The following is an 18,045-nucleotide window of genomic DNA, read 5'->3' as shown; positions in this document are numbered from 1 at the left end:
ATTGAAGACGGAAAAGAGCAGCTCCGCTCGCACTTCAAGAGCCGTCTAGCGGAGGATACTCGCTCCCGCGTCGAACGTTGGAAGGAAGAGGCGGTCTACCCGTACACCGGGGAACCCGATTCCCCCATTCAACGTGCGGAACGCCAAGTGTTCGACATCGTCGCGTTGAATGTTGCCAAGGCCATGCCTGAATTTGAGACGCTGGACCCGCGCAATAAGCGGTTCCAACTGCGGATGCTGAAGCAAGGTGTAGAGAACAGTCCCGAAGAAATCCAGCTCATCATGACAGAGGTGCTGGGCCTTCCCAAGCATAAGCAAGAAGAGCTTGCGAAGCTCCTGCGGAAAACAACTCTTGCCTCAATTATCAGTTCTGCCAAAATGGTCGCGGATAGACTTGAATTCCTTACCGGGCTTGAAGCGATGCTTTTCGACACCGATCTCAAGAAACATCTCAAGGAGCGTTCCCAACTTCACAAGATCGTGGCAGAGAATACATGGCTCTTTGGAGAACAGTTTGCCCTTACGGTAAGCGATCAGTCTTTGACGGAGGTCTTACGAAAGCACTTGAAGGAGATGGGTTCTGACGCAATCGTCGATAAGCCCGTAAAACGGCTCGATGGCACGACCGGCATTGTGGACTTGTTTTTGACGCGCAAGGTGCCGTCGGCCAGGGCCGACGAGCGCGACTATCTTATAGTTGAACTCAAAGCTCCCTCAGTCAAAATCGGTCAAAAGGAAACCGGACAGGTTCGCTCCTATGCGTTTGCCATCCAGGGTGATGAGCGCTTTCGAAATATCAAGGCTCGGTGGGAGTTTTGGGTTGTCTCAAATGATTTGATGCCTTTTGCGAAAGAAGAAGTTAGTAGCAGCGACCGTCCTTACGGTATGTTGCACCGCAAAGATGGACTTCAAATCTGGGTCAGAACGTGGTCGGAAATTCTGAACGATTGTCGAACCCGTCTCCAACTCTTCGAGAAGGAACTGAACTATAACGCGGACAGAGATGAATCGCTGGCCTTCTTGCAGAAGACATACGCAAAAATCTTGGCGGGGACTGAAGATAGTGAGTCCGGCGCAGAAGCGCCCGGCGAAGGGGACGCTACTGCCGATGATGAATCGACGGATTCATAGCCTTCAACCTGTGTCCCACAGGTTGAAGGCCGTATGACGTTAACCCAAATGAAATAGCAATGAGCCTGTCCCTTGTGGACAGGCTCATCGCCAAATTTATGCAACGCGCTTCTGTGCGGGCTTGGCTACGGCTTGCGGCTTCTTTTCTCCTTTCGCCTTATCCTTGGCGGCGAACTCATGCTTGACCTTGAGGGCAATCGCATCGGTGTCCACCTTGTACGCCTGGGCTGCGGTGCGGAGAACCTTACCTCCGTCCGCTTGCTTGCTGGCTGAAAGTAGGATGACGGTTTCGACGATCAGCTTGCCGATAACGCCTTCCTCGGCCTTGCGCAGAAAGGCGGTTAGCAGCTTGGCTGCGGACTCGCCTTCCTTCGCTCGGATGCCTTGGTTCCGGGCGACCATCTCCAACCGCTTGTCGTCAAGCAACGGGAGCATCTGTTCTGCGATGAAGAGAAAATCCCGCTTCATCAATCGGACTGGAACGGCGGCGACGATAGTTTGCAGGACGCGCATTCCGGTAGCGTTCGCCAGTGCTTGTTCTCTCCGGCTCTTGTCCTGCTCCGCTTTGAAGCTGGCATCGGCCTTGGTGGACTGCTTCTTGGGGTGATGAATCGGGCAATCCGCTTCGGCGCAAACCCTCCTCACTTCGCCCTTGTCGATACCCTCGGACACGATAGCCTCGGTGATGAACCTGCACGATTTGAACTCCGGCCATTTTGCTTTCTCCGGGGTGTCGGGCTTCTCCGTCTTGATCTCAACGTACTTGCTGCGTGTGATGATCTTGCTGCCATCCTGCGTCTTGCCGTAGGCCGTGCTGATCTGCACGATCTCCGGTTTGGCTGCAATCTGCTTTTGGACGTGTGCCTCCAGCTTGGCCGCATAGCACAGAGGATCAGTGCAAGCCTCCGCATTTCCGCTAACGTCGGCGAAGAGCAGCTTGTTGTGTCCTGTCCGTTTAGGGCAATCGACACAGCTTCCGGCGGCGGGTAGCAGTTGAGCATCCCGCTTGTTGAACGGAGCCTGTTTCAAGAGCAAGAGGACGTTATGCTCTATCCAATACTGGAGATGCCGAACTGGAAGGACGATGCGCTTGGCTTTCCCTGCGGCTCCGCCCCAATCCTCGCGGAAGCAGCTTGCCAGAGCGGCTTCCTGCTGTGCTGGCTGGAGCTTTGCCAAGAGCAAGGCGTGTCCAACGCCGATCTCCTCGGCATAGAACGCCTCGACCACTAACGGGATAAGCTCCGTCAACCGGGCGCGGCTGGCGACGTATGCAGGATTTTTGCCAACCTTGGCTCCGATTTGCTCGATGGTGTACTTCGGCTCTTCCAAATTGAGAAGCGCATGGAATCCCTGCGCCTCCTCCAAGGGGTGAACGTCACGACGCTGGAGATTTTCGACTAGCTGAATCTCCAGAACTTGAGCATCTGTCAGGTTGCGGATGCTGCATGGCGCATCATCCTTGCCAGCTTTCTTGGAAGCGGCGAAACGCCTCCCTCCGACGACAACCTCGAAATCCCGCTCGGTGACAGGACGGACAATCAGAGGCTCCAAAACGCCGTGAACACTGATGCTCTCGGCAAGCTCTTTAAGCGAATCATCTTCGACGATGCGACGTGGGTTGGTTTTGGATGGGATGAGGACGTTAAGGGGAAGGTTGCGATACTCGGTTGCGGTGTTGGGGTTCATGGTGGTTCTCCTTGTACGGGTGAGCGTTCGGGGACGTTTGAGCGAACGGCGTAAGGCCGTGCGCCCATAGAGAGGGGTTAGCGTTGGGTGTGTTTGCGGTCAAAGGCTTCGACAAAGCCCTGACTGCGTAGGTTCCTGTCCCACTGAGCCGCGAAGTTCTCGTGCTGGGCGTACAGGTCGGTATCGAACACATAGTTGTCGCCTTGTATCGAGCGGGAGTATTGCTCGATGCCGACGTAGTCATTCCTCCAGTGGTACGGAACGAGACTGAAACCCAAGCGGAGCGGATTGCTCAACTCGAAGCACATCTCCGGGTCGCGCATGAGGTCGCCGTTCTGTTCGCCGTAGTGCGCGACAGACAGGCATCGCAGACCAAGGGGGCCGGGTTCCGGTATCGCTTCAATGACAAGCGGTTGATAGGGAGGGTTCTCGACGCGCAGATACAGTTCGCGCCGATAGCCCCCCGCTTTTCTGAGGAGTTGAAGAATGGTTTTCATTACGCCACCGCTTCCGACTCCGTGGGCTCCGCTGAACCGCCCGTGATGGGGGACTCCAACGCTGAGAGGATGAGGGCTGAGGTTTTCTGAATGACTTCAAGGCTCTCTGTAAGCAGTGCCGCGTTACCTGCGAATAAATGGATGTAGTCGGCTGCGGCGTTTCCCGTGTTCAGGCCGATAGTCGTCCCGACTACAAACGCAATCGCTTCTGCTTCCGTCTCGCGCACGGCTTTGGTGGTGGTTGTGCGCCGTGTGGCGTGTCCGAGGAGCGAGTGGCTCACCTCATGAACTAAGGTGGTGAACTCCTCTGCGGGAGACTGCCCCGGTAGAAGCACAATCCTGTTGCCATAGCACAGGCCCAACGCCGGAGCGATGCTCTCCTTGAACTCAAGCGAGATGCCTTGTGCTGCGAGGAAGGTGAGGAGTCTCTCGCTATACTGACCGACATCGCCCGTAACACGCTCGGACAACTCCGGCAAAGGGGCACCATCCGTGGACGAAACATCGAACACCCATGCCGAACGAAATCCTAAAAGCACGGACTGGTTCTGCTTGGTGATGTCCTTTTGGGCTTCCTCGTCCTTCTTCCGCTTGATCCCAATAACAGGAGCGAGGATGCGGATGCCCTTCTCACCCTTCACCACTCTGCGGCCAAGCTGGTTCCACGCATACATCCCGGCGATGCGCGTTGCCAAAGGCTTTTGTCTCGCGATCTCCAATATGTTGGAAAAGCTGTATCTGTGAAATTTGCCCATCGCGGTGAGATAGGCGGTGAGGCCTTCGCTGTGTCCCTGCTCAAGCTGTTCGATGAGGGTTTGGACGTTGGCCGCGATTGCCTCTTTCGCGGTTTGCGGCTTTTGCTTCTGTTGTTCAAGATTCTGAACAAAGGGGCTGACGGTGGGTGGGGTTGTGGTGACGATGGCGGTATTCATGGGTGGTTCCTCCGTTTTTGAATAGCTGTGCTGTGTTTGCTCACAAACACGCCTTGGCCATGGCCCACGCCATCGAGGGCGGCAAGTGCAAGGTGTGGGAAAAGTGGCCTTCAGGCCAGCCGCAGGCCGGAGGAAGCGAATACCTGGAGCTGCACGGAGTTTTTTCCATCGCCTTGCGCGCGCCAGGAGCGGCGCTCCTCAGCAGGCTTGGTTTCCTTGCTGGGCGCGGAGCGCGGTGAATCGCTTTTAGCTGTTGTTTTTTGGAGGGGCGTTGCGGGGAGGTCGCCTCCCTGCTGAGGTGGGTGGCGGAGGACCAAAGGGCCGGAGACAGGGAGGAAACTTCAGTGCGACTTGAAGCTGTTTGGATGATTGTTCAACACGAAAGGAGTGAGCTGAACCTGCGGTTCCGTCCGCAGTAGCCTATCGACATCGGAGTAGCTGGTAACGGCTGGGTCGAAAGCTGTCGAGACAACGATCCTCTGTCTTCCGACAAGGAGAACTCCGTGAGGCGTTCTCTGCCACTGCCAGCGTCAAGGCGGTGGGAGGGGCCAGGCTGAATGATAGGTCCAACAAAAGTGAACTGCCAAAGGCACCGTAACCTCCGAAGAGCCAAAGACGCTGACAGGCTCTAGCCAAAAGGCACGCAGCCGGATGCTCCACCGGAAGTATGGAGTACACGGACACAAAGGCTGCCGGTGTAAAGGCAGGGACTAACTCATTCGTGTCATTCAAACGGAACAAGGTAAGCCCGTTGTTCCGCCTCTTCGGGGGCAGGCGTTGCCGTAAGGCACGTTGCCGGGGCAGCGGGTAAAGGATGCTGGAGAAAGCGAATGCCGTTCTGTAATGGAGCGGATAGGAGTTGCGACATCACTCCGCTGCGAAAGCAGGCAGACTTCCAGTTGGTCGTGGTTGACGAAAGAACTTACAGAATCTTCGCAGGAGGAAATCGCAAATGAACGTGGAGCAATCTATGTGTGCAGCCTCCGGCCCTGCCTCGCAATGGGAACAGATCGACTGGTCTCAATGTGAGCAGAAGGTCAGCAGACTGCAAGCGCGTATCGTCAAGGCAACACAGGAAGGCCGTCACGGCAAGGTGAAAGCCCTGCAATGGCTGCTGACCCACTCGTTCTCTGGCCGTGCATTGGCTGTTAAGCGAGTGACGCACAATCAGGGCAAGAACACGCCGGGAGTGGACGGAGCAATCTGGAGCACTCCGGCGACCAGATACAAGGCCATCGATACACTGCGACGGCGCGGCTACCAACCGCAACCGCTGCGGCGTGTCTATATCCCGAAGGCCAATGGGAAGTTGAGACCGTTGGGAATCCCCACGATGAAGGATCGCTCGATGCAGGCGCTCTACCTGCTCGCGCTGCTCCCGGTCGCGGAGACGACTGCCGATCCCAATTCCTATGGTTTTCGACCGGCACGCTCAACCGCCGATGCCATCGAGCAATGCTTCTGTGCGCTGGCCCGCAAGGACAGCGCACAGTGGGTGCTGGAGGGCGACATCCGTGGCTGTTTCGACAACATCAGCCACACATGGATGCTCGACCACATCCCCACGGATAAAGAGGTGCTGCGGAAATGGTTGACGGCGGGCTTCATGGAAAATCGAACGCTGTTCCCTACGGAGGCAGGCACACCACAGGGCGGGATCATCTCGCCCACGTTGGCGAACCTGACACTGGATGGGTTAGAGCGGCTGCTCAAGGAAACCTTCCGCAGGAAGGAAATCCGAGGGCAAGCCTATAACCCGAAGGTGAACTTCGTGCGCTATGCCGATGACTTCATCATCACCGGCTGCTCGAAAGAGCTACTGGAAAATGAAGTCAAGCCACTGGTCGAGCGGTTCATGCTCGAACGAGGCTTGCAGCTCTCACCTGAGAAAACCTGCATCACGCATATCGAACAGGGCTTCGACTTCCTGGGACAGAACCTGCGCAAGTATGGCGGCAAGCTCCTGATTACACCATCCAAGAAGAACATGCACGCCTTCCTTGAGAAGGTGCGTGGTCAGATTCGTTCGAATCGAGCCACCAAGCAGGAGTATCTGATCAGACTGCTCAATCCGGTCATCCGAGGTTGGGCATACTATCACCGCCACATCGAAGCGGGTTTAGCGTATCGGAAAGTGGGAATGGTCCTCTGGCACTCGCTCTGGCGATGGGCAAAGCGCCGGCATCCGAACAAGTCCCCTACCTGGATCGTAGATCGATACTGGCATCGGCTTGGACGGCGTTCATGGTGCTTCGCTATGCTGTCTGGTTCGAACGCGCAACGTTCGCGTTCGGCGGAGGTTCGGCTGGTGAACCCAACCGAAATCCCCATCCGGCGTTACGTCAAAGTCAAGTCGGACGCTAACCCGTTCGACCTGCACTGGCGCGGTTACTTCGAGTCTCGCAAGAGGTTCAGGTGAGCCAGCAGGCATCGCCAACCGTTGTGCGATGTGTTCGACCGGCTCTGCTCACGCAGAGCTTACACACGGCTTGAGCCGGATGATGGGAAACCATCAAGTCCGGTTCTTAGGGGAGGGAGCGGCAGAAATGCCGCTTCCTTACCCGACTCCCACTAGCTATGAATCCGCTTGCATTTCGACTTGGATCAATCGTTGCGTGACCTGATGCTGATAATTTCGTGCAATGAAGGCTGGACAGGTATCCCCAAGGGAAGAGGAGGACTCTAAATACGCTGAGGACGCTACATGCAAATTTCGCTCATTCTATTTCCCAACGCACCGGACAACATCAGTGCCTTGGTCTTTGAGAGCAATGCCAGCGCACGATGCTGGAAGCGGAATTACGATTCGGTACAGGAAGTGGTGGACGAATTGAGTGAAGCGGGTATTGCGACTGCGGAAGACGCTAGGCAGTTGCAAGCGAGGCTCATGACGGAAGAAAGCTGCCCCCTGTTCCACGCAGCCGTCGAGGTAAGGGATTTGGAAGATTGGGGCTTCACCCTTGTCGGAAGCGAACGGGTAAATTGAGATGCGGCTGCAACGATGCGGGGCGAGTCATGGAAGCTCTAGTCGCCATCCACTTTGCAGTCGTGCATGACCAATACATAGAGGGGGCGGCCAATGGAGTCCTGCACGGTTGGATCGAAGTCCCACTCGAAACCGCAGTTTAGGCAGCAGAGCGCGTCTCGCGTATCGGAATACTGCTTCCGAACCACGTCCTGGGGCAATTTGGCGTCTTCAACGAACATGAGGCGATTGTAGGCTCCATGCCTCAGTTTGGTCTCGTTCGCAGTTCCTTGCGTAAACGTTCTTTTCCGCAACACAGCCTGAGGAGCCTTTCGCTGAGTGCGTTGGCGATAAAGCGCTCGTTGACGGCATGCGGAGATAGAGATCGGAAGACCGAAGCCCGTTTCCAAGTACTTTCGCGGGGAACGCCTACGACCTAACCGAGCTTAGAACGGTGTATGGACTGGAGTCGCATTTTGCACAAACCATGCCGAAAAGTCGTTATCAACCTGATCTGGCGATTTGCCCAGCACAGATGTGAAGACCTCAACATCGGATTGCGGCGTGTCGCTAGAGAGACCATCTCTCAGAGCCTTGTAGAGTGGTACGAGCTTCTTCTTCGCGTCCAAATATCGAACGAATGATGCCGCCATGGCATGGATCGCTGCCACATGCTCAACTTCTTTCGGATCATTGGTTGTGAAATTCGCCCAAGTGAGGTTAAGGAGTTCGGGAACAGTGGGGCGCATCTGCCAGTCTCTTTTCAGAACAACATCTCGCCAGCTTGGAATGAATTGGAAGCCGGCGGCAGTTGGAATGGAAACGGCTACCTCGGAGGCGAGGCCTTCCTCAAGCCACGCTGGACTATCCCCGAAGTTTTGTCTGATAAACAGGTGGGTTAGTTCGTGCGCTAATGTTCCGCAATGTTCACCAGTTCCAATTCCCACGATACTCAGGTCTAGGGGAACAGAATATGCCACTGTACCCAGCGGCATCTTCAGCAGATGAAGATGGTCAGCAAGTCGCGGAACATCACTTACAAGCGCGTAGACGGTGATAAGATTTGCAGGCGCTACCATGCCGAACTCGGTTTGGAGAGCGCTTCTATACTTCGCCATACAGATCCCAACGTCTGCTGGCCTACCGACTTCAGTCTCTATGACGAAGCCGGAAGCGGCCCCACCTTGAAAATAGAAACCCAACGTTCGCTCCTTCGCAGCTGCTACCGCTTCGGCGGATTTGGAGGGAGGAAATAAACGGTTATCCCAGATCAGGATGTCTGGCTCAGATTCTTGAGAAGTGTTGAATTCTGTGCTATCTCCATGGGGCATTTCATAGCCGCCCTTATTGAGCACTCCTCCTTGATTGAGGCCAGCTACCGAGGTGAGCTGAAAGGTCGGGCTGTCTTCTGGTCCATCCGAAGAACTAACGCACCACTTCATTACCTGATCTGCCGCTGACCGAGCGCTTTCAGGAGCCAAGAGGCTTCGTCGTACGCGATCTAGGAACTGATTGCCGGCCTTCTGGTTGTTGTTGCCGGGGGTGCGGCAGTAAGCGACCCCGAGCATGTAGTCAGTTTGCCAAGACTTGCCACCTGAAGAATTGCGAAAAGCCTTGAGATCGTGAATGACTGGCAAGAAGTCTTTCGGCGGCGGCGCTGAATCGATTGCCTTCCATTCATCATGGATCTTTTGAAAAGCTGGATCGGGCACTTGGCAAACCGCCAGGTGCGAAACACTGCAGATAAGGAAACTGACGCAAGCCAATAGTCTTGCACGAATATCATTTATGCCTATTTGCATCAGTGGTTCCATCCTCAGTGGGATCTGGGTCAGTTGGTGGAATTGGTACAGGATCGACGCCAGTTGATGCCTGACCCTTCTTGCCGTCTTCTTTCTGTGTTGAAAGGAAGTATATTGCTTTGTCGGTGACCTCGATCTTGGGCTGAACCACCAAAGCGATTCCCATTAGGCTGACACCGAGGAACGCAAGTATGAGGCCAGGTGACGTGCTCGTAATGCCAGCCTTCCAGGAAGCTGCTCCAAGGTCCACCTGGGAGGAGCTCTCAGTTAGCTTACCGAGGATGAAAATGGCTCCGATGAGCGAAAGCACCATGCCGGTATTGAATGCCAGTTGGCGCGTCCATATTCGCGAAAGCAAGAGTGCTGATGCTTGCTTGTATCGTCTCTCCAACGTGTCGGCCTCAAGCAGCAATAGGCCCTGTTGCATCACATCAGCGTTGGTCAACTGATTCTTTGTCCTATTTGCTAGTAGATCGTCAACGCGGGCGGTGACGTGCGTCGAAGGCTCCTCCCGGAGGAAAACGCCAATTCCTGAAGTGCTGTAAATGCCAAGGGCGAAGTACACCAAGCCTAGCAGCGCTATACCTGAAGCCATGAATGGCAATAGTCTTAGCTGCCATCTATGTTCGAGGTTGCTGGTATCGTCTTCATTCTTCTTCTTAGTCGGTGCTTCGTCACCTAATCCAGGTGGGGCCATATCTCATCTCCCATACATGTACAGTGCATCTATGACCTAGACAGATTGTGTTTGCGAACAATCGTAATGTACGGAAGCAGTTTTGCGCTTGTCTTTTTTGTCCCTTGTCGGCTCCGATTACCGACCCGACCCCCAGCCGCTCCGAAGGTCAACTGTCGACAACAGGCCAATGCGCTCATAGAACCTGCCGTGGGTGATCCGGAAGCAGTAGCGGGTTCCGGGTCCATTTTGGGCTGCCCGTTCGGTTTTTGCTTGCGTCTTCCTTGCGCCGAGGTGCATCATATGAATAACGGCATATAAGTGCAGCGGCGAAAGCCGTGGTGCCGGTCACCCGCCAGCAATGGTCTCCACGAGTGTAGGGATATCCAAGAGGCGCATGGCAATTTGAAACGGTCCCCTTCATCGGGGGCCGTTTCTGTTTATGTTCGGATCATCAACCCGTGCCGGGTATTGTGCAGGATGATCCAGAATCGGACGGGTTTGCCGTCCGGGCGGGTCGAACCGTATCCAGGATCGCGGACGAAGGCCGTCTCGACGATCATTTCGAGCCGTCCCTTCGCTGGCTTCCGCACCTTGAAGAAGATGTCGTACTCGACTGTATCGCCGTTTTCAGCGATCAGTTCGACGGAAAAGTAGTTGCCCCGGCTCTTATTGTGCCGCGGCTTCCGGGCCGGCAATTCCTGAATGATCTCGGGCAGCCGCTTGGACATTTCATACCGCCGAAAGTCGAATATCCGGGCTTCGTAATCATCGGGGTAAACCAATAGAGGATCGAACGCTTCGCCGTCTCGCGGCCCGCGCGAAAAGCAATGAAGCGTGAATCGCACTTCCACATCGAAGACTTCGGCTGCATGGGCGCCCTCAGCGGGGCGGGTGAAGCGGAAGATGCGAGGATGAAGATGAGACAGGTCGTAGACCCGTCCGCCGTAATTGAAGTCCTTCCACTGCACAGGCTTTAGTTCCTCTGATTTTGCGGGTTCCCGGAAGCCGCAAACGGCGGCATTTCGGGATTCTGGGAACCAAGGCCACGCGGGGCTGACACAGCCCGACACAACTGCTCGCACTCACCAACACCCATCATAAAGCGACTCTCATCATCGGGCGCATACGGTTACAGACCGATCCCCTGGTCGTTGCCCTGATCGCTGCTGCTGGGCTGCACGTTGGGACTGTCGGCTACCGCATGGGATGGCTCGTGTGCTGCGTGCTCAAGGGCATTCTCTCGGGTAATTGGCTGGGCTTCGCGGTCGTAGAAGTTGCTCTGAGGGTCAATATGCAGCCACCCTCCTGTCTGATCGTGCTTGTAGCTCTCGATGTCGCCTGTCTCCCGCTTCCACTCGTACCCTTCCGTTTCCTTGGGCAAAGCTGCTTCGATGGGCGCGTAGTGCCGAGCATCAACTTCGGCTTCGTGATGAATGATCTCGGGGAGCGAAACCATCGTCTCGGTAGATGGTTCACGGCGTAGGTCATCCTGCGGGTGCTCTCTGCTGTTGGTCATTGGTGGCTCCTGGGTCTGCTGTTTGGCGGTCGGTTCGACCGGCGCTTTTTGAAGGTCTATCGCCGAAGTCTTGGTCACGTCGGTGCTGAGGCGTTCGCCAAGGGTTCCGGCATCGTTGGTATAAATCCGCGCATCCTGCGAAGCGCGGGAGATGGAGACATAAGCGAAGCGCGTGTTGATGAGTTCCGGGTGAACGGTGGTGTCCATGTTCACCAAGACGCGATCAGTAGTCAGCCCTTGGGAGCTGTGCGAGGTAACGGTGTAGCCGTGGTCGAAGTGCCGCATCTTGGCGGAATCGAAGCTGACGCTGCGCTCTTTCTCGCCGTCCATCTTCACGTCGATCTGCTTGCCGTCGATCCGGTCAATGGTTCCAAGATCACGATTGGAGACGCCCAACTCGCGGTTTGTGGACGTGAACTGGATGCGGTCGCCCTGGGCGAAATCACGGCTGATCTCGCGGTATGCGGTGATCCCGCTCAAGCGTTCCGGGTCGTAGGTTACCTGCTTTCCGTCATCTTTGGAGACTGTAATCCGATTCGCTGCGGCGTCAACGGAGGCCACGGTCGCATAAGCGCGTGGCTCGATTCCATGCTCCTTGCTGCCGCGTGTGTAGAACAAAACGTCGCCTTGCTGGTAGTTCGACGCCCACTCACGATCCACACTGGTAAGTTCCGACCGCTGGGTCAAGACATCCATCCGGTGGTCGTCTTTCGAGACGATGCCGGAGCCTTTCAGCTCATTGCGGATGGCGTCGTTGATGTCGCGGCGGCTGGCGTTATCGGGCGAGACGACAAGGGTGTTCTCCGGTTTGGCGGCGTAGTCCTTGGCGATAGCCTCGATGCGCTGGGCGTTGTCGGGGATCTCGGTCACCCTCCCCTGCTGCTGCAACAAGCCGACACCTACGGCGGTTTCATTCTTGGAGAAATGTTCGACGACCCGCAGCAACTCCGGGTCTTTCTGGCGCATGATCTGGTCAAGTTGCGAGGTCTGCATCCCGGCCTGCTGCATCTGCTCGAAGGGCTTGCCGGCGTCTACGCCTTGGTGCTGGCGCGTGTCTCCCACGAGCAAAACCCGGTCTTGCGGGCCAATCTTTTCCATGAAACTCTGCATCTGGCGAGTGCTGGCGAGGCTGGATTCATCAACCATGTAGAGGTGTCTACGGTCGGGATCGCCCTTCGTCTGCTCCTGGCCGCCACGAGCAAGGAAACCTTGCAGAGTGTCCGCTGAAATCCCAGCGTCCCGTAGCTGGGCGGTGGCGCGGCTGGTCGGGGCGAAGCCCTCGACCGCGTAGCCATTCCGCTCTGCGCCTTCCCTGATGGAGGACAGGGTGCTGGTTTTACCTGAGCCAGCGAGTCCTTGCAAACCGTGGACGCGGTCATGAGACGACAACACCTCTTCAATAGCTTTTCGCTGTGCTGGATTGAGAAGTTCGCGGCTATTGGCATGGGCTGCAGCTTGCTCTTTGGGCAGAACCGGCTCGACGGTATTCTGGCCTCGTTGCATATGTCCTACCGTCGCCAGTTCCGCAGCGATGGTCTCGCGGGTGGTGAACTGCCGCCCTGTTTCATGCTTCTGGCCGTCAACGATTTGGAACTCGCCTTTGCCATGCCTCTGATCGAAGTTGCCGCGAACCTGCTCATAGGTGAGGTCGCCCATGCCGCGCCTCAAGGCGTCCCGCATGATGTCCCGCTCGTCGGTGACAGCCTCCCGCTCGAAGCTGCGATCCTTAGCAAAGGAGACGGCTTCTTGCGCCCTTTGGGGCGCATCCGGGACTCGATTCTGTGCAAGTCCTTCCGCCCGTTCTCTGGCCGCTGCGACCACATGATCTGCCTGATTGCCAAACTCGGCCGCAATCTGACGATGAGCGGCGATGACTTCGGACGGAGTATGAATCTCCTTCCGGTCGCGGGTGTTGTGCGCCGCGATCTCCGCTGCCTCCGGCCCGCTGAAGCCGCTCCGGGCGATGGCTTCCTCGATCTGCTGGCGGCGCGGGCTGGACGCTTCAAGGTATTCGGCGGTGTAGCCCTTTACGTCGGGAGCACCGCTCTTGCCCGCCTCGATCTCATACCCCAGATTGCGGAGCCGGTAAGTCAACTCCGACTGATAGACAGCGGTTGCAAACTGCTGGGTGTCGAAGAATCCGCGCTCCTGCAAGGCACGGGTTGAGCCGTCTGGCCGCTCGGTCATATTGAATATGACGGCATGGGTATGGAGCTGAGGGGCGGCGTAGCCGTCAACCGGTCGGGCGGTGTCATGCTCGAACTTGGCGACGATGAACTTTCCGGTTGTCTCGGCGGGATTGTTGCCGCCGATCCGCGCCTGGGTGTACCGCTCCAGTTCCGTGAGGGCGATGGCCACGGCCTGCCGGTGGGCTTCGCGGACGCGATCATCTCCGCCTACCAAAGCGGTCAGCGAAACAGACTTTGGGGCGGAGAATGTTGCATCCCACCCGGCCCGATGCTCTACCGGCTTTACGGTCGTTCCGTCAGCGGTTGTGTACTCCTGGGCCTTCCGGTGCTGGACCAACTGCTCGGCAGTATGAGGATTCTGCCCCTCGCTCAGACGGGCGAAGTGCTGGGCGTCGATGACTCCGGTGAGGCCGTACTTCTCGGCCAACTGCCCCTGCCATTCTCCGAGAATCGTGTCGCCCTGCTTCCAATAGTTCTGTTCTGCAGACGTGAACTCCTTGGCGTGGTACGTCTGCGCCTGGCCGGAGTTCAACGGTTTGGAGATGGTCAGCACGGCCTATAACAAGCGGCTTCCAACAACCGGCAACTTCGGCTGGATGACCGGCCCAACGGGAACAACAATGGGGGTCACTACTACAATCGCCAAGGCAGTTTCCGCTGGAACAGCCCGAGCCACGATTGGGACATCTGGCGTAATTATTTCGGCTGCGACCGGGACTGCTGCCACAATGATCGGGTTCACAGGCGCGGCATCTGGTACGACTACCTCGGCCTCAATGTCAGCTTCGAGGTCTTTGGCTGGGCCGCTGCCGCTCACGGCTTTATCTGGGCGAACTTTAGCGGCAGGGCGCTTCTTCCGCAGCGGAGTAAGCGTCTGTGGATCGAAGCTGAGTTCGTCATCCTCAATCGCGCGCGGCACAAAATCCTCAGCGATGATGGGCATATTGCTGTACACGAACGAGAACCGTGCGACGTTGTTTCCGAGCTTCAAGAATGCGTGTTTGTCAGCGAGGCCAGAGATTTCCGAGTCCATGACCAGCGGCTCAGTCTGGCGGTCGAGGGAGAAGTTCTTGCCCGCTCGGGTGCCGTCGTAGTGCGTCTCTTTCATGCGCTCGATCTCGACCTGCCCGATGGCTTTTGAGACCCACTCTGCGGCCTTTGGCTCGGTCGTCTTCAAGAAGATTTTGGTCGCCGGCTGCGAGAGCATCACCTCGGCCATGTGGCCGTAGATGACCTCAAGCTGGGCCTTACCCTGGAAGCCAAGTACAAGCGGGTTCTTGCTCTTTCGGTTCTCAGTGATCGCGGTATGGAGTTGGGGGAGCCGTTGCAAACTGGCGAGTTCGTCAAGCACAAACCATACCGCCCTCTGCTCGGCGCGTGGGGTGTTGAGCAAGCGAAGCACGAGCAAGTCGATCCATAGGCTGTGAAGCGGACGTAGGGCTTCACGCTCTGCCGCTTTCGACGTAATGAAGATCCATCCCTTGCGCTTCTCCGACCACTCCGTTGCGCTCCATGTCGTCTCCGCCTGGGTCTTGGTGGGCAACATTCTGAGGCTGTCGGCGATTAATCCTAGCGAGGCCAGAACGCCTCCGCGCTGCTGTTGCGCTCCCTTGGAAAGAATGGAAGCAAGCTCGGTGTCCGCCACCCGCTTGTCTATCTCGGCTGGGTCAGACATCCACTGGACTAGCTCCTGCGGCGTAGGGCCAAAGGTCAACAAGTGAGCGAAGATTTTCTGGGGCGTTTCAGTGAAAAACTCTCCCTTCTTGTCGCTGGTCGGTTGGTAGAGCGAGGCCGCAATCGCTTTGGCTTCGGCCTTGCGGCGAAGCTCCTCAGATGGCCCCCAGTAGGGGCAGCGGGCATCCAAAGGATTGAGCACGATGTCCCCACGGTCGGCATCGTAAAATCTCTGAATGTACTCGCAAGCCGGGTCGTAGATGATGGCGGATTCACCACGCGCCTGAATCTGGCGGAGCATCTGCAAGATGAGCGTCGTCTTGCCTGAGCCGGTGTCGCCGATGATCTCAAAGTGCTGCGCCTCAGCCGCAAGCGGTATCCGCATCATGGCCTTCGCTTCGTCAGTTTTGAAGCCAATTCCGTCGCCTTGCACTGCCTCGTTGAACTCCTTGGGCGTGAGCATTACGGGTCCTTTGAGAACCCGCCCGTACTTCATCTGCTTGCGGCGCTTGATGTCCTTCGCAACGGAAAACGGGAGCTGCCCCAACAACGAAAGCAGTCCGAAAAGGAGCGGCCAGCAGTAGATGTCGCGCAGCCTGTCGTCTTGAAAGACGGTGCTCTTGAGGTACTCGTGCAGCGGGTTATCGAGGTACTGTTGTTCCGGCCCACGATAGAGGGCGCGGAGTCCGCGCCCCGTCGCCGTACTCGAAATCGCCAGAGGAATATGCTTGCCGCCGGGTGCCGGGGTGGTGCCGGCTTGCACGTCGCTCTCGACGGCTAGCTGTCCTGCTTTGGTGCCGTCACCAACGTAAAGCAGTTGGTATTTGTCCTTCTTGTCGAAGGTTGCACCTGCCGCCGTCTTCGCATAGATCGGCGTGTAGAACTGCTGGAGCGGTGTCTGTCCATAGTTGAACCGAAGGTAGACGAAACAGGCGGTCAAGACGAACGCCATGAACAGCGCCCCGTAGGTATAGATCGGACTGTGCGGCGGCCAAATAACGGATTCTTTTCTTCCCCATTGCGATGTCATGTCTACTGCTCCCTTGCTGTGGCCTGGTACTGGTTGAGGACATCGCGGGTCGCATCATGCTTGCCCGATCGCACGTCGCTGAGTATCTGCGTGAAAGCCTCCGGCGTCAGAGTCTCCCGCAGAGCAATCGAGCGAAGAACGGTGCTCACGAGCATCCGAAGCGCGACAACTTCGGTGATGACAGCCGCATCGAAGCGCCTGGTTCGTGCCTCGCAAAGCAAGACCTCTCTCGCCCACTCAGCAATGAAACTTCCTCTTGCGGCGGCGGCGGCCTTGAGTTCCATTTCCTCATCCGGGGTGAAGCGCGTTCCAATGCTCCGAGTCCGGTTAGGCCGCCCCCGCGTGCGCCGCAGACGACTCGTTATGCCGAGATCCTTTTGGTCAAGAACGGGTTCCATATTGCCTCTTTTCCCCTGATTTCAAATGGAATCAGAGAGATTCCATTTGGAATCGTGATCGCTCTAAGTCACCTGGTTTGTGTGCGATGCCATTTGGAATCACGAACTCCATTTGCACGACCCTCGGAGGGATGGAGTGTCATAATTCATCCGGTGCGTAGCACCGCTTCCATCCCGGTACAAATCATTGAGGGGCAATGCACATTACTTTGTCGCCACGTTAGCCATAGGAATCGCTGTCGGGGTTGATGCTGACGTTGCTGGCTTGCGTCCCGGTTTTCCCTTTGGTGCATCATCACCGCTGCGCTTGATACGCAAGGAATGGATCGGCTTTGCATCGTGCGGCGCACCGATGAACTTCTGGAAGTCCTTGTCCTTGGTGAAGACGTATTCGAGCGCCTTGTTCACAACATCGTCCGCGCCAACATGGGTGAACGCTGCATATTGATTGACGAGGTTGGCGGTGGGCTCCTCAAGCGAAACGGTGGCAGTGACTTTGCGGCTGGTTGTGATCTCAAGCAATGGCATGGACGTTCTCCCTCTTGTTGCTGGTTGAAATGATTGGGTGAATTGCTGGAACGTCGCGTTCACCTGCGAGATCGAAGATGGTGTCGTACATAAACTGTTTGGTGGTGCGGTCGTATCCATGCACAGCGATAATCTCGCTCACTTTGCGACCGCTGGCGAATCTTCCAACCTGGGCGACAATCTGAACGGTCTCCGCGATCTCTGCCGAGATGTCGTCACGATTCGATTGCTGGTGCGAACGCATCGCCAATTCACCGAACCTGCGGAGCGCTTTCACCGCAGAGCTGGCGTGAATCGTTGCCATCGAACCTGCGTGTCCGGTATTGAACGAATCGAGCAAGGTCCGGGCTTCTTCTCCCCGTACCTCACCGAGGATGATGCGGTCGGGCCTCCACCGCAACGCAGCCTTCAATAGATCGTTGAAACTCACCGTGCCGGTGTGCGATTCCGTCTGGCACTCCGACGCCAATAGATTCGGCTTGCCGATACGTAGCTCCGACGTATCCTCGATCACGACAATGCGCTCTTCCTCGGGGATGTAATCAGCCAGCGCGTTGAGCAAACTTGTCTTGCCCGCGCCCGTTCCGCCGCTAATCAGCATCGTCTTTCCGGCCTCGATATAACCGCTGAGAGTGGCACCTATCTCCGGCGCCATGGCACCGGTCTGGATGAGGTCGGCGATGGTGAAGCGGGTCTTGGAGAACTTCCGAATGGTGACGGCGGGGTTGGGCCGCACAACGGGCGGGAGGACCGCTGCGAGGCGGCTACCGTCAGGCAGTTGGGCATTCAAGAGAGGGTGCGCCTCATCCAACTTGCGGCTCAACTTGTTCGCAATCACCTCAAGGCCGGTACGGAGCGCCTTCGCATCGAAGATGATGTCCGCGTGTTCCAACTTGCCCCTGCGCTCAAACCACCATTGGCCGTTCGGATTGCCCATAATCTCGCTCACAGAGTCATCAAGCAGTAGCTCTTTGATGGGCTGCAGAAACGATATGAGTAGGTCCAAGTCGTGGTTCAT

Annotated in this window: 14 protein-coding genes; 3 read left to right on the top strand and 11 right to left on the bottom strand. The window is 56.8% G+C overall.

Annotated elements, in window-relative coordinates; genetic code table 11:
- The coding region (locus CHB87_RS22265) for a type I restriction enzyme HsdR N-terminal domain-containing protein (RefSeq protein WP_217897038.1) at positions 1–1,131 on the top strand (1,131 nt) is incomplete at its 5' end.
- A gap of 96 nt (positions 1,132–1,227) precedes the next feature.
- On the opposite strand, the gene CHB87_RS11875 is transcribed toward CHB87_RS22265, so the two are convergent.
- The 3 genes from CHB87_RS11875 to CHB87_RS11865 form a co-directional block, all read right to left on the bottom strand.
- The gene (locus tag CHB87_RS11875) at positions 1,228–2,817 is read right to left on the bottom strand and encodes a ParB/RepB/Spo0J family partition protein (RefSeq protein WP_089408623.1); all 1,590 of its coding nucleotides are present in this window, start codon (positions 2,815–2,817) and stop codon (positions 1,228–1,230) included.
- Positions 2,818–2,894: 77 nt separating this feature from the next.
- Positions 2,895–3,314 carry a DUF6908 domain-containing protein gene (locus CHB87_RS11870; protein ID WP_089408622.1) on the bottom strand — a complete coding sequence of 140 codons (420 nt, stop codon included), beginning with the start codon at positions 3,312–3,314 and terminating at the stop codon, positions 2,895–2,897.
- Complete coding sequence (locus tag CHB87_RS11865; RefSeq protein ID WP_089408621.1) at positions 3,314–4,246, bottom strand: ArdC family protein; 933 nt, start codon at positions 4,244–4,246, stop codon at positions 3,314–3,316. Before CHB87_RS11865 ends, CHB87_RS11870 begins: the two co-directional genes overlap by 1 nt.
- 952 nt (positions 4,247–5,198) lie before the next feature.
- Between CHB87_RS11865 and ltrA the strand changes: the two genes are divergently transcribed.
- Positions 5,199–6,665, top strand: coding sequence for a group II intron reverse transcriptase/maturase (ltrA, locus tag CHB87_RS11850; RefSeq protein ID WP_089408619.1), 1,467 nt, complete (start codon positions 5,199–5,201; stop codon positions 6,663–6,665).
- Between the two features lie 285 nt (positions 6,666–6,950).
- Entirely contained in the window at positions 6,951–7,232 is a 282-nt protein-coding gene (locus CHB87_RS11845; RefSeq protein WP_089408618.1) for a hypothetical protein, read from the top strand.
- Between the two features lie 425 nt (positions 7,233–7,657).
- Here CHB87_RS11845 and CHB87_RS11835 read toward each other — a convergent pair whose 3' ends face one another.
- From CHB87_RS11835 to CHB87_RS11800, 8 genes are all read right to left on the bottom strand, one after another.
- A complete protein-coding gene (locus tag CHB87_RS11835; protein WP_142988317.1) occupies positions 7,658–9,025 on the bottom strand; it encodes a hypothetical protein in 1,368 nt (455 codons plus the stop codon).
- Positions 8,994–9,710 (bottom strand): hypothetical protein, encoded by a 717-nt coding sequence (locus tag CHB87_RS11830; RefSeq protein WP_089408615.1) that lies wholly within the window; start codon positions 9,708–9,710, stop codon positions 8,994–8,996. The genes CHB87_RS11835 and CHB87_RS11830 overlap by 32 nt, the downstream gene beginning before the upstream one ends.
- A gap of 419 nt (positions 9,711–10,129) precedes the next feature.
- On the bottom strand, positions 10,130–10,660 hold the full coding sequence (locus tag CHB87_RS21900; protein WP_142988316.1) for a hypothetical protein: 531 nt from the start codon (positions 10,658–10,660) through the stop codon (positions 10,130–10,132).
- A gap of 161 nt (positions 10,661–10,821) precedes the next feature.
- Positions 10,822–13,950: a MobF family relaxase gene (gene mobF / locus CHB87_RS11820; RefSeq protein ID WP_089408613.1), complete on the bottom strand. Its 3,129-nt coding sequence runs from the start codon at positions 13,948–13,950 to the stop codon at positions 10,822–10,824.
- A 3-nt stretch (positions 13,951–13,953) separates the two neighbouring features.
- Positions 13,954–16,101, bottom strand: coding sequence for a type IV secretion system DNA-binding domain-containing protein (locus CHB87_RS11815; RefSeq protein WP_089408612.1), 2,148 nt, complete (start codon positions 16,099–16,101; stop codon positions 13,954–13,956).
- A 2-nt stretch (positions 16,102–16,103) separates the two neighbouring features.
- Positions 16,104–16,385, bottom strand: a complete 282-nt coding sequence (locus CHB87_RS11810; RefSeq protein ID WP_142988315.1) for a hypothetical protein — start codon at positions 16,383–16,385, stop codon at positions 16,104–16,106.
- 318 nt (positions 16,386–16,703) lie between these two features.
- Positions 16,704–17,027 (bottom strand): hypothetical protein, encoded by a 324-nt coding sequence (locus CHB87_RS11805; protein WP_142988314.1) that lies wholly within the window; start codon positions 17,025–17,027, stop codon positions 16,704–16,706.
- Positions 17,014–18,045, bottom strand: coding sequence for a TadA family conjugal transfer-associated ATPase (locus tag CHB87_RS11800; RefSeq protein ID WP_089408609.1), 1,032 nt, complete (start codon positions 18,043–18,045; stop codon positions 17,014–17,016). Before CHB87_RS11800 ends, CHB87_RS11805 begins: the two co-directional genes overlap by 14 nt.

Source organism: Granulicella rosea (assembly GCF_900188085.1).
Taxonomy (GTDB): domain Bacteria; phylum Acidobacteriota; class Terriglobia; order Terriglobales; family Acidobacteriaceae; genus Edaphobacter; species Edaphobacter rosea.
This window is presented reverse-complemented; position numbering and strand designations above follow the sequence as displayed.